The organism is Segeticoccus rhizosphaerae, assembly GCF_009192725.1.
Taxonomy (GTDB): domain Bacteria; phylum Actinomycetota; class Actinomycetes; order Actinomycetales; family Dermatophilaceae; genus Segeticoccus; species Segeticoccus rhizosphaerae.
Genome location: NZ_VOHR01000051.1, coordinates 1 through 17815 on the forward strand (window position 1 = coordinate 1; position 17815 = coordinate 17815).

General features: G+C 69.8%; 21 protein-coding genes and 1 tRNA gene. 15 read left to right on the forward strand and 7 right to left on the reverse strand.

Annotated features, from left to right (window positions below):
* Window positions 1–704: C40 family peptidase (locus tag FRW57_RS06530; RefSeq protein WP_238999342.1), on the forward strand; the 704-nt coding region annotated here is incomplete at its 5' end.
* A gap of 402 nt (window positions 705–1106) precedes the next feature.
* Complete coding sequence (locus FRW57_RS06535; RefSeq protein ID WP_137122651.1) at window positions 1107–1940, forward strand: hypothetical protein; 834 nt, start codon at window positions 1107–1109, stop codon at window positions 1938–1940.
* A gap of 45 nt (window positions 1941–1985) precedes the next feature.
* Here the strand turns inward: FRW57_RS06535 and bfr are convergent, their stop codons facing one another.
* Both bfr and FRW57_RS06545 read right to left on the reverse strand, forming a co-directional pair.
* The gene (gene bfr / locus FRW57_RS06540; RefSeq protein ID WP_137122652.1) at window positions 1986–2471 is read right to left on the reverse strand and encodes a bacterioferritin; all 486 of its coding nucleotides are present in this window, start codon (window positions 2469–2471) and stop codon (window positions 1986–1988) included.
* Window positions 2472–2602: 131 nt separating this feature from the next.
* The gene (locus FRW57_RS06545; RefSeq protein ID WP_137122653.1) at window positions 2603–2806 is read right to left on the reverse strand and encodes a (2Fe-2S)-binding protein; all 204 of its coding nucleotides are present in this window, start codon (window positions 2804–2806) and stop codon (window positions 2603–2605) included.
* A gap of 225 nt (window positions 2807–3031) precedes the next feature.
* Between FRW57_RS06545 and FRW57_RS06550 the strand changes: the two genes are divergently transcribed.
* On the forward strand, window positions 3032–3475 hold the full coding sequence (locus FRW57_RS06550) for an OsmC family peroxiredoxin (protein ID WP_137122654.1): 444 nt from the start codon (window positions 3032–3034) through the stop codon (window positions 3473–3475).
* Window positions 3476–3561: 86 nt separating this feature from the next.
* Window positions 3562–4785: a glucose-1-phosphate adenylyltransferase family protein gene (locus FRW57_RS06555; RefSeq protein WP_137122655.1), complete on the forward strand. Its 1224-nt coding sequence runs from the start codon at window positions 3562–3564 to the stop codon at window positions 4783–4785.
* Window positions 4786–5460: 675 nt separating this feature from the next.
* Here the strand turns inward: FRW57_RS06555 and FRW57_RS06560 are convergent.
* Window positions 5461–5730: a hypothetical protein gene (locus FRW57_RS06560; RefSeq protein ID WP_137122656.1), complete on the reverse strand. Its 270-nt coding sequence runs from the start codon at window positions 5728–5730 to the stop codon at window positions 5461–5463.
* 649 nt (window positions 5731–6379) lie between these two features.
* On the opposite strand from FRW57_RS06560, the gene FRW57_RS06565 reads away from it, so the two are divergent.
* Both FRW57_RS06565 and FRW57_RS06570 read left to right on the forward strand, forming a co-directional pair.
* Entirely contained in the window at window positions 6380–6985 is a 606-nt protein-coding gene (locus FRW57_RS06565) for a tyrosine-type recombinase/integrase (RefSeq protein ID WP_152185611.1), read from the forward strand.
* A 243-nt stretch (window positions 6986–7228) separates the two neighbouring features.
* Entirely contained in the window at window positions 7229–7507 is a 279-nt protein-coding gene (locus FRW57_RS06570) for a hypothetical protein (protein ID WP_137122658.1), read from the forward strand.
* A gap of 89 nt (window positions 7508–7596) precedes the next feature.
* Here FRW57_RS06570 and FRW57_RS06575 read toward each other — a convergent pair.
* Window positions 7597–7681 (reverse strand) — tRNA-Leu (locus tag FRW57_RS06575).
* A gap of 151 nt (window positions 7682–7832) precedes the next feature.
* Here FRW57_RS06575 and FRW57_RS06580 point away from each other — a divergent pair.
* Window positions 7833–9182: a M20/M25/M40 family metallo-hydrolase gene (locus tag FRW57_RS06580; protein WP_152185612.1), complete on the forward strand. Its 1350-nt coding sequence runs from the start codon at window positions 7833–7835 to the stop codon at window positions 9180–9182.
* 9 nt (window positions 9183–9191) lie between these two features.
* Here the strand turns inward: FRW57_RS06580 and FRW57_RS06585 are convergent, their stop codons facing one another.
* Window positions 9192–9377, reverse strand: a complete 186-nt coding sequence (locus FRW57_RS06585) for a DUF5703 family protein (protein WP_202911634.1) — start codon at window positions 9375–9377, stop codon at window positions 9192–9194.
* A 38-nt stretch (window positions 9378–9415) separates the two neighbouring features.
* Here FRW57_RS06585 and FRW57_RS06590 point away from each other — a divergent pair, with 38 nt between their 5' ends.
* Window positions 9416–9745: a primosomal protein gene (locus FRW57_RS06590; protein WP_152185613.1), complete on the forward strand. Its 330-nt coding sequence runs from the start codon at window positions 9416–9418 to the stop codon at window positions 9743–9745.
* 70 nt (window positions 9746–9815) lie between these two features.
* Here FRW57_RS06590 and FRW57_RS06595 read toward each other — a convergent pair whose 3' ends face one another.
* Window positions 9816–10754 carry an aldo/keto reductase gene (locus FRW57_RS06595; RefSeq protein WP_137122662.1) on the reverse strand — a complete coding sequence of 313 codons (939 nt, stop codon included), beginning with the start codon at window positions 10752–10754 and terminating at the stop codon, window positions 9816–9818.
* 62 nt (window positions 10755–10816) lie between these two features.
* Between FRW57_RS06595 and FRW57_RS06600 the strand changes: the two genes are divergently transcribed.
* Together FRW57_RS06600 and FRW57_RS06605 are read left to right on the forward strand one after the other, a co-directional pair.
* On the forward strand, window positions 10817–11881 hold the full coding sequence (locus FRW57_RS06600; RefSeq protein ID WP_137122663.1) for an LLM class F420-dependent oxidoreductase: 1065 nt from the start codon (window positions 10817–10819) through the stop codon (window positions 11879–11881).
* Between the two features lie 45 nt (window positions 11882–11926).
* Complete coding sequence (locus tag FRW57_RS06605) at window positions 11927–12778, forward strand: undecaprenyl-diphosphate phosphatase (RefSeq protein WP_137122664.1); 852 nt, start codon at window positions 11927–11929, stop codon at window positions 12776–12778.
* Window positions 12779–12809: 31 nt separating this feature from the next.
* Here the strand turns inward: FRW57_RS06605 and corA are convergent, their stop codons facing one another.
* Entirely contained in the window at window positions 12810–13808 is a 999-nt protein-coding gene (gene corA / locus FRW57_RS06610; RefSeq protein ID WP_152185614.1) for a magnesium/cobalt transporter CorA, read from the reverse strand.
* 61 nt (window positions 13809–13869) lie between these two features.
* On the opposite strand from corA, the gene FRW57_RS06615 reads away from it, so the two are divergent.
* The 5 genes from FRW57_RS06615 to FRW57_RS06635 all read left to right on the forward strand — a co-directional run.
* Complete coding sequence (locus tag FRW57_RS06615; protein ID WP_137122666.1) at window positions 13870–14571, forward strand: MSMEG_4193 family putative phosphomutase; 702 nt, start codon at window positions 13870–13872, stop codon at window positions 14569–14571.
* Window positions 14572–14668: 97 nt separating this feature from the next.
* On the forward strand, window positions 14669–15226 hold the full coding sequence (locus tag FRW57_RS06620; protein ID WP_137122667.1) for a DUF3090 domain-containing protein: 558 nt from the start codon (window positions 14669–14671) through the stop codon (window positions 15224–15226).
* 35 nt (window positions 15227–15261) lie between these two features.
* A complete protein-coding gene (locus FRW57_RS06625) occupies window positions 15262–16035 on the forward strand; it encodes an SCO1664 family protein (RefSeq protein WP_238384795.1) in 774 nt (257 codons plus the stop codon).
* Window positions 16036–16070: 35 nt separating this feature from the next.
* The gene (mshC, locus tag FRW57_RS06630) at window positions 16071–17339 is read left to right on the forward strand and encodes a cysteine--1-D-myo-inosityl 2-amino-2-deoxy-alpha-D-glucopyranoside ligase (RefSeq protein WP_152185615.1); all 1269 of its coding nucleotides are present in this window, start codon (window positions 16071–16073) and stop codon (window positions 17337–17339) included.
* A 274-nt stretch (window positions 17340–17613) separates the two neighbouring features.
* Window positions 17614–17815, forward strand: a 202-nt coding sequence (locus FRW57_RS06635) for a hypothetical protein (protein ID WP_152185616.1), incomplete at its 3' end; no start/stop codon positions are given.

A 17815-nucleotide genomic window follows, 5' to 3' on the forward strand; every position in this document is an offset into this window, starting at 1 on the left:
TGGCACCGACGGCCGGTGCCGTCGGTCCGCCGGCCGCCGCACCTGCCCCCACCGCCGTCACCCCGGCCGCGGTGACCACCACGGTGCTTGCGAAGCCGGCCAGGTGGCACACCATCCGGTATGGCGCGCGGGGCGCCATGGTGCGGAAGATCCAGCGCGTCGTCGGTGCCCACCCCGACGGAGTCTTCGGCCCGAGGACGCTGCGAGCCGTCAAGCGCTGGCAGTCGCGCCACCACATGGTGCGCGACGGCATCGTCGGGCCGAGGACGGCCGCCACGATGCGGTTGGTCCGGCACGTGGCGAAGAGGGTCAATAAGGCTCCGGCACGCCACACGACGAAGGCTCCGTCGCGCAGCCTCAAGCGGAAGGCTCCGGTGAACTCGATCGTCTCGATCGCCAAGCGCTACACCGGCATCTACTACCGCTTCGGCGGCACGACCCCCCGCGGGTTCGACTGCTCGGGTTTCACGCAGTTCGTCTACCGGAAGGCGGGCGTCAACCTGCCCCGGACCGCCGCAGGCCAGCAGCGTCGCGCCCACCGGGTCGCCCACCCGCGTCCCGGCGACCTGGTGTTCTTCGGTTACCCGGCCCATCACGTCGGCATCTACGCCGGTCCGGGCCAGATGTTCGACTCGGGCAAGCCCGGGCTGCGCACGCAGAAGCGCCACATCTTCAGCGGGGTCTCCGGCTTCGGTCGCGTCTGAGGTTCTCCTTGCACCCACACGACGGGGCCGGGCAGGTTCGCACTCCTGCCCGGCCCCGTCGTGGTTCGCTGCCGCGCGGCGATGCGGCCCGTGACGGGCGACGGCAGGTAGCACAGTTGACTCTCCGTTGCCCGAACTTTGGTCAAATCCTGAACAAGATTTGGCATTGGCTGCGTTGACCGCAGGACGTGCGTCGGGAGAGAGTGGGCCGCGCGAGAGGCTCACGGGCCTTTCGCGTCCCCGACGGTGACGACAGCGCTGCTACCTCGCAGTTCTGGCGCTCATCAACGTGCCGTCGACCTGCCCTGAGCGGATTCGCCTGACCCTCTCCCCACACCGGCACCGCGCCGGCCACGGGCGAGCCGCGAGCGGCCGGCGTCGGCTCAACCCTGGAGAAGTCACGTGAGCCGCACCCGATCCCGCCCTGTCCGCTCCACCCGGCGACGCCTCGTCCCCGCCCTCGGCGCCGTCGCGCTGTCCTGCGGGCTCCTCGGCGCGTCCGCACCCTCCAGCCAGGCGATTCCGTCCCCCCTCGCCAGCGCTGCCGACTTCAGCCTCGTGCCCATCGTCGGCCAGCTGTCGGCTCATGCCCCCCAGAGGATTGCCGAGTTCGCGCACAACGCAGCGCGAATGGGCCGCGCGGTGCGGGCCGAGCCCACCACCAGCCACCCCTCGGCCCGCCCGTCGCCGGCGACCCCTCCTGCGGCTCGGGCAACGTCTCAGCCGGCCCGCGCCGCCTCACGCAGTGAGGTTGCCCGGACGAGACGTCCTGCCGTCCCGAGCTCGACCGCGACACCGACTGCCTCACCCACACCGCGCCCGGCGCCGAGCAAGGTCACGCCTCGTCCGACCCAGACGCCCAGCCCCACCACGACGCACACGACCGAGCCGACGCTCACCCGCGACGGGCTGATCGCCTCGGTGGCGCGTCGCTATGGCATCACCGTCCACCCCTACGACAACCCGAGCGCGCCGGGGCACTGGGGCACCACAGACCTGTCGAGCTGCCAGGTCTGGGTGGGTCTTTCGACACCGATGGACCGCATCGAGGACGTCATCAAGCACGAGTACGGCCATGTGCTGCAGTGCCGCAAGCACACCTGGGAGGGCGTCTCCACGATCGAGCTGGAGCGCATCGCCGACGCCGTGGCGCTGCGGCTGGGTGCGCACTGGGTGCACTACACCTACTCGCCGACCGCCAGCGAACAAGCAGCAGCCGCAAGGCTTCTGGGCTAGCCGCCACGCGCGGTCCTCGCCCGCCGGGTGGACGCGGCGGCCGGCTCAGGCGGGGGAGTCGGAGCCGATCTGCTGCGCGAGGTACTGCGCGGTGCCCACGATCTTGACGGCCTCGAGCTGCCCCTCGAACCAGTCGGCGTGAGTCTCCTCGTCGCGGGCCATCTCCTCGAAGACGGCGGCCGAGGCGTGGTCGGCCAGGTCGTGGCACTCCTTGGCGGACGCGTTGAACTGGGCCACTGCCGCCTTCTCGCTCTCGAAGCCGAGCTGGAGCATCTCCTCGGCCGACTCGCCGACCTGGATCGAGCCGAGCTTCTGGACGTTCGGGTGGCCGTCGAACATGAGGATCCGGCTGATCAGGTCGTCCGCGTCCTTCATCTCCTCGATCGACAGGTCATAGAAGACCTTGCCGAGCCGCGCCAGCCCCCAGTTGTCGAGCATGCGCGCGTGCAGGAAGTAGGTGTTGGTGACGGTCAGTTCCACAGTGAGCGCGTCGTTGAACAGCTGGACGATGCGAGGGTTGACGGGCTGCACGGCGGCCTCCGGGATCGGGAATCGTGTGGTCGCGTCATGCTTTCACGGCAGCCCCGCGGAGGGAAGGTATGCCGTGCGTCGCCGAGCACACGAGCGTCCGGCCCGCGGGTGCAGACCTCGTGAGCAGGGGCTCAGCTGGCGGCGGCGGTGGTGGCCGGCTGCAGTGGCGCCTTGCCCTCGTGCTCCACGAGGACGCGCTTGAGCGAGAAGACGCACCCGCCGCAGTCCTGCCCCGCGCCCGTGTCGCGGCAGACCTGGCCCAGCGTGCAGGCGCCGCGCTCGATCGACTCGCCGACGGCGCGGTCGGTGACGACCTTGCAGTGGCAGACGATCACGCGGGGCACCCTTCAAGAGGTAGGCAAGGCTTACCTGCGTAAGGCTAGCCTGCCGAGCGCCTGCGCGCCAAGGTGGCGCGGGTCACATCGGGAGGGGGAGGATCATCGAGGGACTGCCGAGGAAGCGCCCGGAGCCAGACGGCGAGTGACGCTCGCGGCCCGTGCCCCGATAGGTTTTACCCGGATGATACCGTGACAAAACCGCACAGACACTTGGAGGACGACATGGCCATCGCATCACGCACCGCCCGCACGACCTGGCAGGGCAGCCTCGCCCGCGGCGCCGGAGAGGTCTCGGGTGACAGCGGCGCCCTGACTGCGCTCCCCGTGACCTGGGCGGCCCGCACCGAGGAGCCCGGTGGCAAGACCAGCCCGGAAGAGCTGGCTGCTGCCGCGCACTCCTCGTGCTTCTCGATGGCGCTCTCCCTGCGGCTCGGCGAGAACAAGCTGGAGGTGACCCGACTTGAGGTCTCCTCCACGGTGACCCTCGACGAGGTCGACGGGCTGCCGACCGTCACGACCGCGGCGATCGAGGTCACCGGCACGGTCGACGGAGTGGACGCGGCGAAGTTCCAGGAGATCGTCGACGAGGCGGCCGCGCTCTGCCCGATCTCCCGACTGTTCGCCGGCGCCAAGATCGAGGTCACCGCGACCCTCGCTGCCGGCTGACGCGCCGGGCGCAGGACAGAGTCAGACCGCGCTGGGCATCGTGACCGGATTCCCGTAGCGTGACGGACTCCGAGCGAGGAGGCGCGATGCGGCGCGGACAGGTGTTGGCGGTCGTGCAGGCCGGGGGTGCGGGCGGCCGGATGGACGTGCTGACCCGTGAGCGGGCCAAGCCGGCGTTGCCGTTCGGTGGCGTGCACCGGCTGATCGACTTCCCGCTGTCGAGCCTGGTGCACTCGCAGGTGAGCGACGTGTGGGTCAGCCTGGAGTACCAGGTCACCTCGCTCGACGACTACCTTGCCGGCGGCCGTCCGTGGAGTCTGGACCGCAACCGGGGCGGCTTCCGCCGGATGGTGCCGCAGACGGGCACCGGTCCCACCAGCGAGGAGGGGTTTGCGCAGGGCAACGCCGATCTGCTGCTGAAGATGGCGGCCGACCTGGCTGCGCGCGGACCGGAGCACGTCCTGGTCAGCAGCGCCGACCACATCTTCAACATGGACCTCGTGCCGGTCGTCGAGGAGCACGTCGCCCGCGGGAGCGCCGCGACGGTGGTCACGGCCGAGGTGACGCGCAAGACGGCGTCGGAGAACGTGGCCGTCGTGGTCGGGAGTGATGGCGTCGTCCAGGAGCTGGAGGTGAAGGTCGCGCGGCCCAGCACTGGCACGGTCGCCACCGAGATCTTCCTGTACCGCACCGACGCCCTGCTGGAGACGCTCTCGGCGCTGCGCGCCGAGCTCGACGAGGCCGTCGAAGGCGACTCCACCGGGCTCGGCGACTTCGGCGAGCACCTCCTGCCTCGACTGATCGAGACCAGTTCGGTCCGGGCCGTGCCGATCGAAGGCTACTGGCGCGACCTGGGCCAGCCGGCGACATACCTGCAGGGCCACCGCGACCTGCTGGCCGGCAAGATCGACGTCTTCGACCACCCCGACCGACCGGTGATCTCGCATTGGCCGGATCGCCCGGCGGCCCGCATCCGGCACACCGCTGGGCTCGCCAACAGCCTGGTCTCCCCAGGGTGCGTTGTCGCTGGCGAGGTCGACGGCTGCGTGCTCGGACCGGGCGTGGTGGTCGAGAAGGGGGCCCGGGTAACCGACAGCGTGATCTTCGACGATGTCGTGATCGCCTCCGGTGCGGTCGTCCACACCGCGGTGATCGACGAAGGATGCATGGTGGGCAGCAAGGCACGGATCGGCGCGGCTCCATCACGGCGGCAGGCCCGTGACGAGGAGATCGTCCTCGTCGGCACCGGATCGACGGTCGACTCGGCCATCGAACCAGGTGCCAGGCTCGAGCCCGGCACCACCGCCTGACCTTCCGATCAAACGCCGGGACGCGCAGACCACGTAGCTGGACGTGGAATGCGAAGTGGCGGCAGTCACACTCCCGCCACTTCCAGCGGCGCCTCTTAACGCCACAGATCAGGTGTCACCTGTCCGTGCAGCAGACCCGGACGCAATCGAGGCGACAGGTGGCGACTCGAACACTGGAGCGTCGCCGCGGATACCAAGGGTCGACCTGAGGCATATCCGGTCTTCCGCCGCCGCTGACTACCTCTGGGCGGGAGGCACGAGGGCGAGCGCGTCCGGAGTCATTCTCTGATCGCAGTAGTAGCCGCAAAACTGCGCGCGAATGCCCCACCCTGCCCGGGGTGGGGGCGCTTTTCGCATCACCGTCAGTCGCCGGCCCGGCGCCTCGACCGGATCAACCGCTCCCACCACCACGCCATCCCCTGGCGGTCCCGCCTACCATTGGCTAGGGTGCAAAAGCATGCACCCTCCCTGCCTACCGTGCCGCCTCCTCCCGGAGGCGCCTGCCGTGATCTGGCACTGGCGCGGTTGGTACCACGAGCAGCCCTGACCGGCTGGCGCAATGAACCGCCCCGCCTCCCTCCGCAGGAGGCGGGGCGCTTTCGTCGGCTCCATGCAGGCGTAGCCTCAGTCTGCGCGCGAACGCCCCCACCCCATCTGAGGGTGGGGGCGCTTATGTCATGCCCTTCGCGAACCGAGCCGGCGCTCCAGCTCGGCTAGCAGCGCGCCATCGCTGATTGAGGTCAGCACTTCCCGGGCGGGGTGATCCTCGAGGCCCATGTCCTCCGCGCTGACCAACCCGGTCACAAGGTGGTGTTCGTCGATCGAGGTGAGGCCGCCCCGGCGAATCTGCGTGATCGTGCCGGGTGGCCATTCCAGCGCCGCCTCCAGCCGCTCGTACGTGCGCAGTGTGTACTCATGCGCGTCCCCTCGCTCGATCTTGGTCACGATCGAAGTTGTAGGTCCACCCCTGGCTGGGATCTGCTCCCGGTACAGGCCGAGCGATTCACGACGGGCCCGGACCAGCCGCGCGAGCCGCCGCCGACCCGACTCGCCCACGGCGATCCACTCCCATCAGTCGATGACCGGAGCCGCGCCCCCCGCGCGACGCATCTGTGCATATCTTGCCGACCTTGTGCATATGTTTGCAACGGCCGTCCGTTGTTTGGACAGGGGTCGTGCTCTGGAACGGGAGGAACAGCGGTCGTATCTGGCTCCCACCCCCAGGCGACCAAGCGCCCCGGCTCTCCCGCGCGGGGCCGGAGCGCCGGTGTCATGCTCGCCGTAACGGAATAACGTTAGTGACGGGCGCGGGAGGAGCCGTGAGGCCTGTCCACTGCTCGACTTGGGAGTGGCGCAGGCCCGCCCGCTGCGCAATGACTCGGGGATCAGGTGAGATTCCGTACCGAGCAGCTTGCGTGAGCAGTCGTGGCGTCTCAGACGCGACCGCCACAGGTTCGTTTCGCCGCCACCCCTGCGAAGACAATTGGATGAACAGGCTACGTGCCCGATGACTGCTGATCACTCCGAGTCGTGAGGCACGAACAATCAGTGCCGACAACGAAATTCCGTAATCAGCCTTCACCCGCAGGTACGCGTGGCTCGTGACGAGCTGGCCATAGCGTGGCAGCTGCTCGCCTCCACCGGGATGCGCCGCGGCGAGGCGCTCGCGCTGCGCTGGGGCGACGTGGACCTCGACGCTGGCCGGCTGTCGGTGCGCCGCTCGGCCACGGTCGTGGAGGTCAAGGGCGAGGGTGAACGGATTATCGTCGGCCCGCCGAAGTCCGGAAAGCCGCGCACGGTCGACCTCGACCCCGATACGGCCGCCGGGCTCAGGACGCACAAGGCGGCCCAAGGCACGCTGTCTCTCTCGCTAGCCCGGGAGGACGCCTACGTCTTTGCCAGCCTCGACGGGACCGTCCGGCATCCTGAGCGGTTTTCCCGCAAGTTCGCGGCGGCCGTCGAGCAGGCACGGGCTGCGGGTGGACAGAAGTCTCTGGCGAAGATCCGGCTTCACGACCTGCGACACACTCACGCGGATGCTGCTCCTCGCGGCCGGTGTGCCCGTCAAGGTCGTCTCGGAACGCCTGGGGCACGCCAACGCGACCATCACACTCGGCGTCTACGCTCACGTCATGCCGGGCATGCGGCAGGAGGCGGCTGCGAAGTTCGGGGCACTGATGGCAGGGGGGGTAATGGTTGATGTTGGTTGGCTCCAATCTGTTATCAGTGGGGCCGCTGGAGGTGCGTTGACTCTGGTGGGCCAGTGGCTCAACTGCAGGTGGTCGCGATCCGCGCAACGTGAGGCACGATCCCACGAGCAGGCAGCTGCCCGCCAAACGCGACGAGAAGCATTCGAGCTTGACCTTCTCGAGGACCTAGAAAGCGCCACCTACCTGCCATGGGCCGAAGTGTCCGATCGCCAAGCCGCATGTACCAAGACCCCGTGCAACGGGCCGTCGGCCTTAGCCTTGAGTTTTCCACGGATCAGGGGTCGGCTTACCTGACGGCTCGCCCTGAGGTGCTCGCGGCCTCCGCAGCCGCCTTTAACAATGATGTGAAGGAGGCGCTGGAGTGCGTCGCAAGTGCTGCAGATGCGGTCCTGGAGAAGGCAGAGGATGTGCAAGAGAGCGAAGCTCAGGCGTTCCTATCAGCAGAGGAACACGCCCGCAAGGTCGTGGGAGCGACCATTGTGGTGCTCCTTGGAGAGGAGGCGACGTCATGAGGTATCACGCCGGTATCACGGGCCAGCTTTGTCAGGGCAAACGGAAGCGCCCCAAGCCTCTGACCTGCAAAGACTCGGGGCGCTGGGTGTGTCCGGAGGGGGACTTGAACCCCCACGCCCGATAAAGGGCACTAGCACCTCAAGCTAGCGCGTCTGCCATTCCGCCACCCGGACAAGGTGCTCGTGCAGGTGCTGTGGGAGCACCTGCAACGCGGCGAAACTCTAACACGCAGGTGGCACAGATCAGAACTCGCCGAACGGTGGTCGAGACCGGGACCACGCGTGGCCCTCGTGGCCGGCGGCGACCCCAACTATGGTGCTGGGCATGACCCACACCGCGGATCGCCCAGCCACCACTGACATCGCCCCTGAGAGCGAGGTGACCCGCCTCTGCCAGGAGCTCATCAGGATCGACACGAGCAACTACGGGGACGGCAGCGGGCCTGGCGAGCGGGAGGCCGCCGAGTACGTCATGGGCCGGCTCACCGAGGTCGGCCTGGACCCCACGTATGTCGAGAGCGAACCTGGTCGCGCGAGCGTGGTCGTGCGGGTGGAGGGGGAGGACAGCTCCCGCCCGGGACTGGCCATCCACGGCCACCTCGACGTGGTGCCGGCCAATGCGGCGGACTGGCAGGTGGACCCGTTCTCGGCAGAGATCAGGGACGGCTGCGTCTGGGGCCGCGGCGCGGTCGACATGAAGAACATGGACGCGATGATCCTGGCCAATCTGCGCCACCTCGCCCGGACCGGCACCAGGCCACCGCGCGACCTCGTCTTCGCCTTCCTCGCCGACGAGGAGGCGGGCGGCGTCTACGGCAGCCACTGGCTCACCGACCACCGTCCGGAGCTGTTCGAGGGAGTCACCGAGGCGATCAGCGAGGTGGGCGGCTACAGCATCACCTTCCCTGCGGCCGAGACGGGCGAACCGACCCGCGCCTACCTCCTGCAGACTGCGGAGAAGGGCATCATGTGGCTGCGCCTGCACGCGCACGGACGCGCCGGTCACGGCTCGGTCCCCAACAACGAGAACGCGATCGCCCGGCTCGCGGAGGCCATCGCTCGCATCGACGCCCACCCGTGGCCGCGGCACTACCTCGCCTCGGTGCGGCAGCTGCTGGACGGCGTGAGTGACCTGTCCGGCACGGCATACACCGACGATGACGCTGACGACCTGCTCGCCCACCTGGGCGGCGCGAGGGGCTTCGTGGAGGGCACGCTGCAGGACACCGCGAACTTCACCATGCTCGACAGCGGCTACAAGCACAACGTGATCCCACAGACCGCATCGGCCTCGCTGGACTGCCGGTTCCTGCCCGGCCACGAGGACGAGCTGCTGGCCACGATCCGTGAGCTCGCCGGCGACCTGGTCGAGGTCGAGGTGTACCACAGGGACATCGCGCTCGAGGCGCCTTTCGAGGGGGCGCTCGTGGACCGGATGAAGGCGGCGCTGCTCGCCGAGGACCCGGACGCGCAGGTGCTGCCCTACTGCCTGTCCGGGGGCACCGACAACAAGGCCCTCGCGCAGCTGGGGATCACCGGCTACGGCTTCGCCCCGCTTCAGCTTCCGGCCGACCTCGACTTCGCGCCGATGTTCCATGGCATCGACGAGCGGGTGCCGGTGGCAGCACTCGAGTTCGGGACACGGGTGTTGGGCCGGTTGATCGCCACCTGCTGACCGGTGGAGCTAGGCGGTGCGCCGCACCCGGATGATCTTGCGCCGGATCCAGGCCTTGCGCGCGCCGCCCCAGTAGAGGCGCATGCGCGACAGCTCCCAGTGGCCGTACTCGGCGTGCTCGGTCAGGACCCGGCGCACGTCCCCTCGGGACGCGTCACGGGGGAAGTGCAGGACGCGGTACTCGTACTCGACCATCAGCACCATTCTGACGCAAGAACGGCTAACGTCGTGCCATGACCGCCGATCCGCGTGCCGCGCTGGCCTCCCTCGTCGCCGCCCTCGAGCGCCACCTCGAAGCCGCTGCTTCCCGCAGAGGCGAGAACGACCCCTCGGTCGTGGCCGCCTACCAGGACCTGGCCGACGCGTTCGAGTCCTACGACGACGCGCTGCTCGACTCCTACGGCGAGGTCACCCCGCTCGAGATCTACAGCGACGATGACGATGATGACGACGACGGAGACGACGGGGACGATGACGAGCTGGAGGACGACGACGAGGACGACGACGGCGTCTACCTCGGCCTCGACGACAGCGACTACGACGTGGACACCCGGCAGAGCTGACGCCCCGCGGGGCTGAGCAGGGAACGCCAGTGCGTCGCTGGCCCGGCAGGGCCGGGCCCCGGCCGGACCCTCAGTCCGAGACGTCCTCCAGAGCCTCGACGATCTCCCTCGGCAGCTCGAGGTCCTCCGCCCCGACCAGGGTGCGCAGCTGCGCAGCGGTGCGCGCTCCGAGCACCGGCGCCGCCACGCCGGGGCGGTCCCGCACCCACGCCAGGGCCACCTCGGCCGCGGAGCACCCCAACCCCTGGGCGGCCGTGGCCACTGCCTCCACGACCTGGGCCGACTCGTCGTCCAGGTAGCGCTGGGCGAAACCGGCAAAGTCGGCCGATGCGGCCCTCGACTGCGCCGGTATGCCGTGCCGGTACTTGCCGGTGAGGACGCCACGCCCGAGCGGCGACCACGCCAGCAGGCCGAAGCCGAGTGCGCCCGCGGCGGGCACGAGCTCGTCCTCGGGGATCCTGCACAGCAAGGAGTACTCCACCTGGTTCGCCACCAGCGGCACCCGGGCGGACTCGAGGAGCGAGCTGGCGCGGGCCGCCTGCCAGCCCGAGTAGTTGGAGACACCGACATAGCGCGCCCTGCCGGAGGTCACGGCCCACTCCAGGGCGGAGAGCGTCTCCTCCAACGGGGCGTCATCGCTCCAGGTGTGCACGAGCCACAGGTCGAGATGGTCGGTGCCGAGTCGCCGGAGAGAGGTGTCCAGCTGCCGCATCAACGTGCCCCGCGAGGTGTCCACGACCCGCTCGCCGCTGGAGCGGGAGATGCCGGCCTTGCTGCACAGGACCAGATCATCCCGAGCTGCCACGTCGTCGAGCAGCTCACCCAGGATCTCCTCGGCCGCGCCGTTGCCGTAGCCGTGTGCCGTGTCGACGAGGTTGCCGCCGGCCGCGGCGAAGAGCTCGAGCTGGTCTCGGGCGTCCTCGCGGGAGGTGCTGCTGCCCCACGTCATCGTGCCCAGCCCGGTGCGGGACACCCGCAGGCCGGAACGTCCGAGTCGTCTGTGGCGCATGTCTCCGTACGGTAGCGGGGCTGCGTGGGCGCGGACACCGGCCCCGCCGCTAGCCTCACGTCATGAAACTCGGTGTGAACCTCGGCTACTGGGGCGCGGGCAACGATCAGGACAACCTGGCCCTGGCGCAGGAGGCGGACCGCCTCGGCTACTCGGTGGTCTGGGCCGCGGAGGCCTACGGCTCCGACGCCCCCACGGTCCTGTCATGGGTGGGTGCGACCACGAAGCAGATCGACCTGGGCTCGGCGGTCATGCAGATCCCGGCCCGCACCCCCGCGACGACCGCGATGACCGCTGCCACGATCGATTCCCTCTCAGGCGGTCGGTTTCGGCTGGGCCTCGGCGTGTCCGGCCCACAGGTCAGCGAGGGCTGGCACGGCGTGCGGTTCGGGTCGCCGCTGGGACGGACTCGCGAGTACGTCGACATCGTGCAGCAGGCCCTGCGACGCGAGAAGGTGCAGTACCAGGGCAAGCACTGGACCCTCCCGCTCCCGGACGGCCCCGGCAAGGCGCTGAAGCTGACCGTGCACCCGGTGCGCTCCCACATCCCGCTCTACCTCGCCGCCGTCGGACCCAAGAACCTCGAGCTGGCCGGAGAGATCGCAGACGGCTGGCTGGCCATCTTCTTCAACCCCGAGCGCTCGGTCGAGCTGCTCGACGCCGTGACAGCCGGGCGTCGCCGGGCCGGTCGGGGCGAGCCGGACGCCCCCCTGGCCGGGTACGACGTCGTCCCCACCGTGCCGGTGGTCATCGACGATGACCTCGAGCGCGCTGCGGCGCCGCTGCGCGGCTACACCGCGCTCTACGTCGGCGGCATGGGCTCCCGGGAGAAGAACTTCTACAACGCCCTCGCCCGCCGGATGGGCTTCGAGGAGGCGGCGCAGCAGGTGCAGGACCTCTACCTGGCCCGGCAGCACCGTGACGCCGCAGCCGCCGTGCCGCTCGAGCTGATCGACCAGACCGCGCTGATCGGTCCCCGCGACCGGATCAAGGACCGGCTCGCCCGCTATGCCGAGGCCGGCGTCACGACGCTCAGCGTCTCGCCGTATGCCGCGTCCCTCCCGGAACGTCTGCATGTCCTGCGGACGTTGGGTGACCTGATGGAAGAGACTGGCCTTCGCGACTGACCGGCCGCACCGACCCGGCACCTGCCCTGACCCGAAAGATCACCTGTGGACCTGAGCTATGTCGACTCGCTCGTGCTGGGGGTCGTGGAAGGACTCACCGAGTTCCTCCCCGTCTCCTCGACCGGCCACCTGACCATCGCGGAGAAGCTCCTCGGGCTCACCGTCGACGACCCGGCGGTCACGGCATACACGGCGGTGATCCAGCTCGGTGCCATCGCGGCGACCTTCCTCTACTTCGCCAAGGACATCGCCCGACTGGTGACGGCGTGGGCCGGTGGGCTCCTGCACGAGGAGCGGCGGTCGCACCCTGACTACCCGCTGGCGTGGGCCGTCATCGCCGGCTCGATCCCGGTGGGGATCGTCGGGTTCCTCGCCAAGGACCTGATCACCGGTGGACTGCGCAGCCTGTGGGTCGTGGCAGTGGCGCTGATCGCGTGGAGTGCCGTCATGTGGGCCTCCGAACGCCGGCACGACGTGCTGCGCGGTCGGGGGCTGCAGCGCGGTGAGGGCCGGGTCACGATCAAGGACGGGCTGATCATCGGCCTGATCCAGTGTCTGTCGCTCATCCCCGGCATCTCCCGCTCGGGCGCGACCATCTCGGCCGGACTGTTCCGCGGCATCGACCGGGTCACGGCCACCCGGCTGTCGTTCTTCATGGCCATCCCCGCCCTGACCGCCGCCGGCCTCTACGAGCTGAAGGACCTCCACCCGGACGTGGTGGGCTGGGGCCAGATGGCACTGGGCATCGTGGTGGCGTTCGTGGTCGCCTACGCCTCGATCGCCTGGCTGATCAAGTTCGTCGGGAACCACTCGATCACGACGTTCGTCTGGTACCGGGTCACCTTGGGTGTCGTGCTGCTCGTGGTCCTCGGGGCCGGCTGGATGAGCGCCACCTGAGCGGGGGTCTCACTGCTCGGGAAGTGGCCCGTCACAGCCAGCCGGAGCGTTTGAAGGCGCGGTACAGGGACACGCAGAACCCCGCCATCACGAGGAGCACCACGAAGTAGCCGTAGTAGAACTCCGACCCGCCCATCCGGATGCTGAGGTGCAGCTCGGGCATGTTGTCGAAGTTCATGCCGTAGATGCCGGCGATCATGGTCGGGACGGCGGCGATCGCCACCCAGGCCGAGATCTTGCGCATGTCGTTGTTCTGCTGCACGGAGATCTGCGCCAGGTGGGCGTTGAGCACGTCCGTCAGCAACCGGTCGTAGGACTCGACGTGGTCGACCACGCGCAGCACGTGGTCGGCGATGTCGCGGAAGAAGGGCCGCGCCTCGGCGGGGATGCTGGGCAGGTCTCCCTCGACGATCCGGCGCAGCGGCTCCGCGAGCGGGACCGCGGCCCGTCGCGTCTCGAGCACCTCGCGCTTGAGCAGGTAGATCTCCGAGGCAGTGACGTTGCGGTAGGACGAGAAGACGTCGCGCTCGATGTTGTCCAAGTCGTCCTGCAGCTCGGCGTCGATGCTGACGTAGCCGTCGACGATGGCGTCCATGACCGAGTACATCACCGAGACCGGGCCGTGCTCGAGGTGAGAGGGTGTGTGCTCGAGATCGGCGCGCACACCGGACAGCGGGTTGGCCTCTCCGCGGCGGACCGTCACGACGAAGTGGTCACCGACGAAGATCATCACCTCACCGGTCTCGACGTCCGAGGTCCGCTCGACGTAGGCCAGCGTCTTCAGGACCACGAACATGCTGTTCTCGTAGACGTCGATCTTGGGGCGCTGGTTGCCCTTGACCGCGTCCTCCACGGCGAGCGGGTGCAGCTGCAGCTCGTCGTTGACGAGCGCGAACTCCTCGTCGGTCGGGTCCTTCAGGCCGATCCAGATGAAACCCTCGTGGCCGGCGCGCAGCCCGTCCAGCTCCGTGCTGAGGTCACCACACGGCATACGCCGGGCTCCCCGGTAGACGGCCCGGTCGACGATCACGTGCACATCGCACCACGGCCACGCCGTTTGTGCACGCACCTCGCCGCGTAGAGTGGCGCCCGTGCCGACCGCCCTGCTCATCCGACACGGACGCACCGCTGCCAATGCCGGTGGAACCCTCGCCGGATGGACCGAGGGGGTCGCGCTCGACGAGGAGGGCCGCACCCAGGTGCGCGCGCTCGCCGACCGCCTCGACGGACTTCCGGTGCGCCGGCTCGTGACCAGCCCGCTGCAACGGTGCCGGGAGAGCGCCGAGGTCCTGGCCAAGCCTCTCAACCTCGAACCGGGCGTCGTCGAGGAGCTGGGGGAGTGCCGGTATGGCGCGTGGACCGGTCGCGCGATCAAGGACCTGGCCGACGAACCGCTCTGGCGCACCGTGCAGGACCACCCCAGTGCGGCCCGGTTTCCCGAGAGCGACGACTTCGCGGCGGAGTCGTTGTCAGGGATGCAGGCGAGGGCCCTGGCGGCGGTCCGGCGGCTCGATGCTGAGGTCGAGGCCGAGCACGGGCCCGACGCGCTGTGGGCGCTCGTCTCGCACGGTGACGTCATCAAGGCGGTCGTCAACGACGCGGTGGGGGCGCACTTCGACCACTTCCAGCGGATCGTCGTGGGGCCGGCTTCGCTGACCGTGATCCGCTACACCGCCCGCCGGCCGTTCCTCGCGCTGCTGAACGACGGTGGATCCGACCTCGCCTGGCTGCAGCCGAAGGACGCACCGGAGGTCGGGGCGGGCGACGCGCCCGTTGGCGGCGGTTCCTCCTGACCAGCGGCCGTCCCGGCTGCCGCTCGCGCACCCGGCGCGGAACTCCGAGGTGGCGGCCCGGTGGTGGATTGCCCGGCCAACTCATTAGAGTCGAGCCATGCCGGTGATCGAGTTCGACCCACCCGAGCGGTTCGTCGCGGGCACCGTGGGCCCGCCCGGGCAGCGCACCTTCTTCCTGCAGGCCCGCAGCGGCCGCCGGTTGACCAGCGTGTCGCTGGAGAAGGAGCAGGTGAGTGTGCTGGCCGACCGGCTCGACGACCTGCTGGACCAGGTCGCCGCGACCGAGGACGCACCCCCGGCCGCGACAGCGGCGGACGAGCCCGACAACGAGCCGCTGGACACCCCGATCGAGGACGAGTTCCGGGTCGGCAGCATGAGCCTGGCCTGGGACGCCGAGCGCTCCGTCGTGGTGATCGAGTGCCATGACGGTGAGGTTGAGGTCGAGGCCGTGCCCGGCGAGGAGGAGGTCACCGTCGTCGAGGTGCCCGAAGACCAGACGATCCTGCGGGTCGTGATCGGTCCGCAGGAGGCCAGGTCCTTCGCCGGACGCTGCCAGCGCACCGTCAAGGCGGGCCGCCCTGACTGTCCCTTCTGCGGTGGCCCGCTGGACCCGACCGGTCACGTCTGCCCCCGCGCCAACGGGTACAAGCGCTGAGCAGCGACATACTGCGGCTGCTGGCGGTCGGTGCCATCGAGGTCGAGGGTCGGCTGCTCGAGTCGTCCAACCGGGCGCTGCGCACCGTGCTCCACCTGTCGGATGCGCAGACCCGCGCCATCTACAAGCCCGCCGTGACCGAACGTCCGCTCTGGGACTTCCCCGACGGCACGCTGGCCCACCGCGAGGTCGCGGCCTACGCGGTCTCGGAGGCGGGGGGGTGGGGCCTCGTGCCGCCGACGATCCTCCGAGAGGGTCCGGCCGGCCACGGCTCGTTCCAGCAGTGGATCGAGAGTCCGGTCGCGACCGAGGGCGAGGCCGACGCCGCGCTGCTGGCGATCTTGCCCCCCGACGAGGTCGCGGACGGCTGGCTCCCGGTGCTCGATGCGCAGGGGCCGGCTGGGGAGCCGGTCGTGGTCGCGCACGCCGACCGACCCGACCTGGCCTCGGCCGCGGTCTTCGACGCGGTGGTGAACAACGCCGACCGCAAGGGCTCGCACCTGCTGCTCGACGCGGCAGGGCACCTGTGGGGCTTCGACCACGGTGTGACCTTCCACTCCGAACCCAAGCTGCGCACCCTGCTGTGGGGATGGGCCGGTCGCTCCCTCCCGGAGTCCGACCTCGCCCGGCTCGAGTCGGTGCACCAGGCCCTCAGCGACACTGACTCGGAGCTGTCCCGACAGCTGACGTCGCTGCTGCTGGCCGACGAGGTCGCCGCGCTGCGCCACCGGGTGGTCGCGCTGCTGGACTCGGGGCGGTTCCCCCGCCCACGCGACGAGGGGCCGGCGATTCCATGGCCGCCCTGGTGACGTTCGCCCTCGAAGGCTGCGGATAGGCTCGGCAAGTGATCGCCTGGCCCGCCCCGTTCCTCCCTGCCGTCCCGGGCTCCGGCCCCGCCGTGCGCGTGCACGACACCGCGACCGGGGAGGTGCGTGAGCTGAACCCCGGTCCCGTGGCGCGCCTCTACGTCTGCGGCATCACGCCGTATGACGCGACGCACCTCGGGCACGCCGCCACCTACGTCACGTTCGACCTGTTGGGGCGCGCGCTACGGGACGCCGGGCACGAGGTCGACTACGTGCAGAACGTCACCGACGTGGACGAGCCGCTGCTCGAACGCGCCGAGCGCGACGGGCTGCACTGGGAGGACCTGGCCGAGCGCGAGATCGCGTTGTTCCGTGAGGACATGACGGCACTGGCCGTCATCCCACCGGACCACTACGTCGGCGCGGTCGAGGGAGTGCCGTCGGACGTCGAGGCGGTCACGAAGATGGTGGCGAGCGGCGCGGCATACCGTCTCCCGGTGCCGGCCGAGGAGGGGGGCGAGGGGCACGACGTCTACCTCGACCTGGCCGCCCAGCCGACCTTCGGCGACGTATCGGGATGGACCCGCGACCAGATGATGGAGGTCTACGCCGAGCGCGGCGGGGACCCCGACCGCGCGGGCAAGCGGGACGCGCTCGACCCACTGCTGTGGCGGGCACACCGCGAGGGCGAACCCTCCTGGGACGGCGGCGAGCTCGGGCAGGGACGCCCCGGCTGGCACATCGAGTGCACCACCATCGCGATCGACCACCTGGGGATCGGCTTCGACGTGCAGGGCGGCGGCTCCGACCTGATCTTCCCGCACCACGAGATGAGCGCGGTGCAGGGCGAGGCGCTGACCGGGCAGGCACCCTTCGCGCAGGTCTACGTCCACCAGGCAATGGTCGGTCTCGAGGGCGAGAAGATGAGCAAGTCCAAGGGCAACCTCGTGCTCGTCTCGCGGCTGCGGGAGTCCGGCGTCGATCCGATGGCCATTCGGCTCGCGCTGCTCGCGCAGCACTACCGCACCCCGTGGGAATGGACCGACGACCACCTCAAGGTCGCGACCACCCGGCTCGAGCGGTGGCGCTCGGCGCTATCGGTGGTCGCAGCCCCCGACGCCGGCCCGACCATAGAGCAGGTGCGAGCTGCCCTCGCCGACGACCTCGACAGTCCTTCGGCGCTCGAGGCGGTCGACGCCTGGGTGGAACGCACCCTTGCCTGGGGGAGCGACGACGAGGATCGCTGCGAGTCGGCGCCGGGCCTGATGGGCCGCTCGCTCGACGCCCTGCTCGGCATCCGCGTCTGACTCGCTGAATCCCCGCGGCGTGTTGCAGGGGCCGGGTGGCACGGCATGTCTGGCCGCGTCGAGCCCATTTGGATCCGGCCGGCGCTGTCGGTGGTCACGACCAGCCTCGTTCCTGCGGGGCGGCGAAGCGCTCGAGGGACCGGTATGCCGTTGCCTCGGCGGCGTCCTCGGGCTTCGCCTTGGTGGCCGATTGCGTTTGACGCCAACATAATTCGGCCCAGGAAGTTTGCACAGCGCCTTCCGCAGCGCCTCGAACGGATGTATGATAGAACGCATGAACGAAGAGCGGTTGAGTGAGGCGTTCGCCCTGGCCGGGCAAGCGTTCACGCAGGCGCGAGCCGGGGCGGTGCACCAGAGCTCCGGTGAGTTGTTGGGGGAGGTGGCGGCGGCGCAGCAGGCGTTGGACGCGCTCGCGGCGGTGCAGGTGGTGCGGATCGCGCAGTTCGCCGCCACCTCCCCCAACAACTCACCGGAGC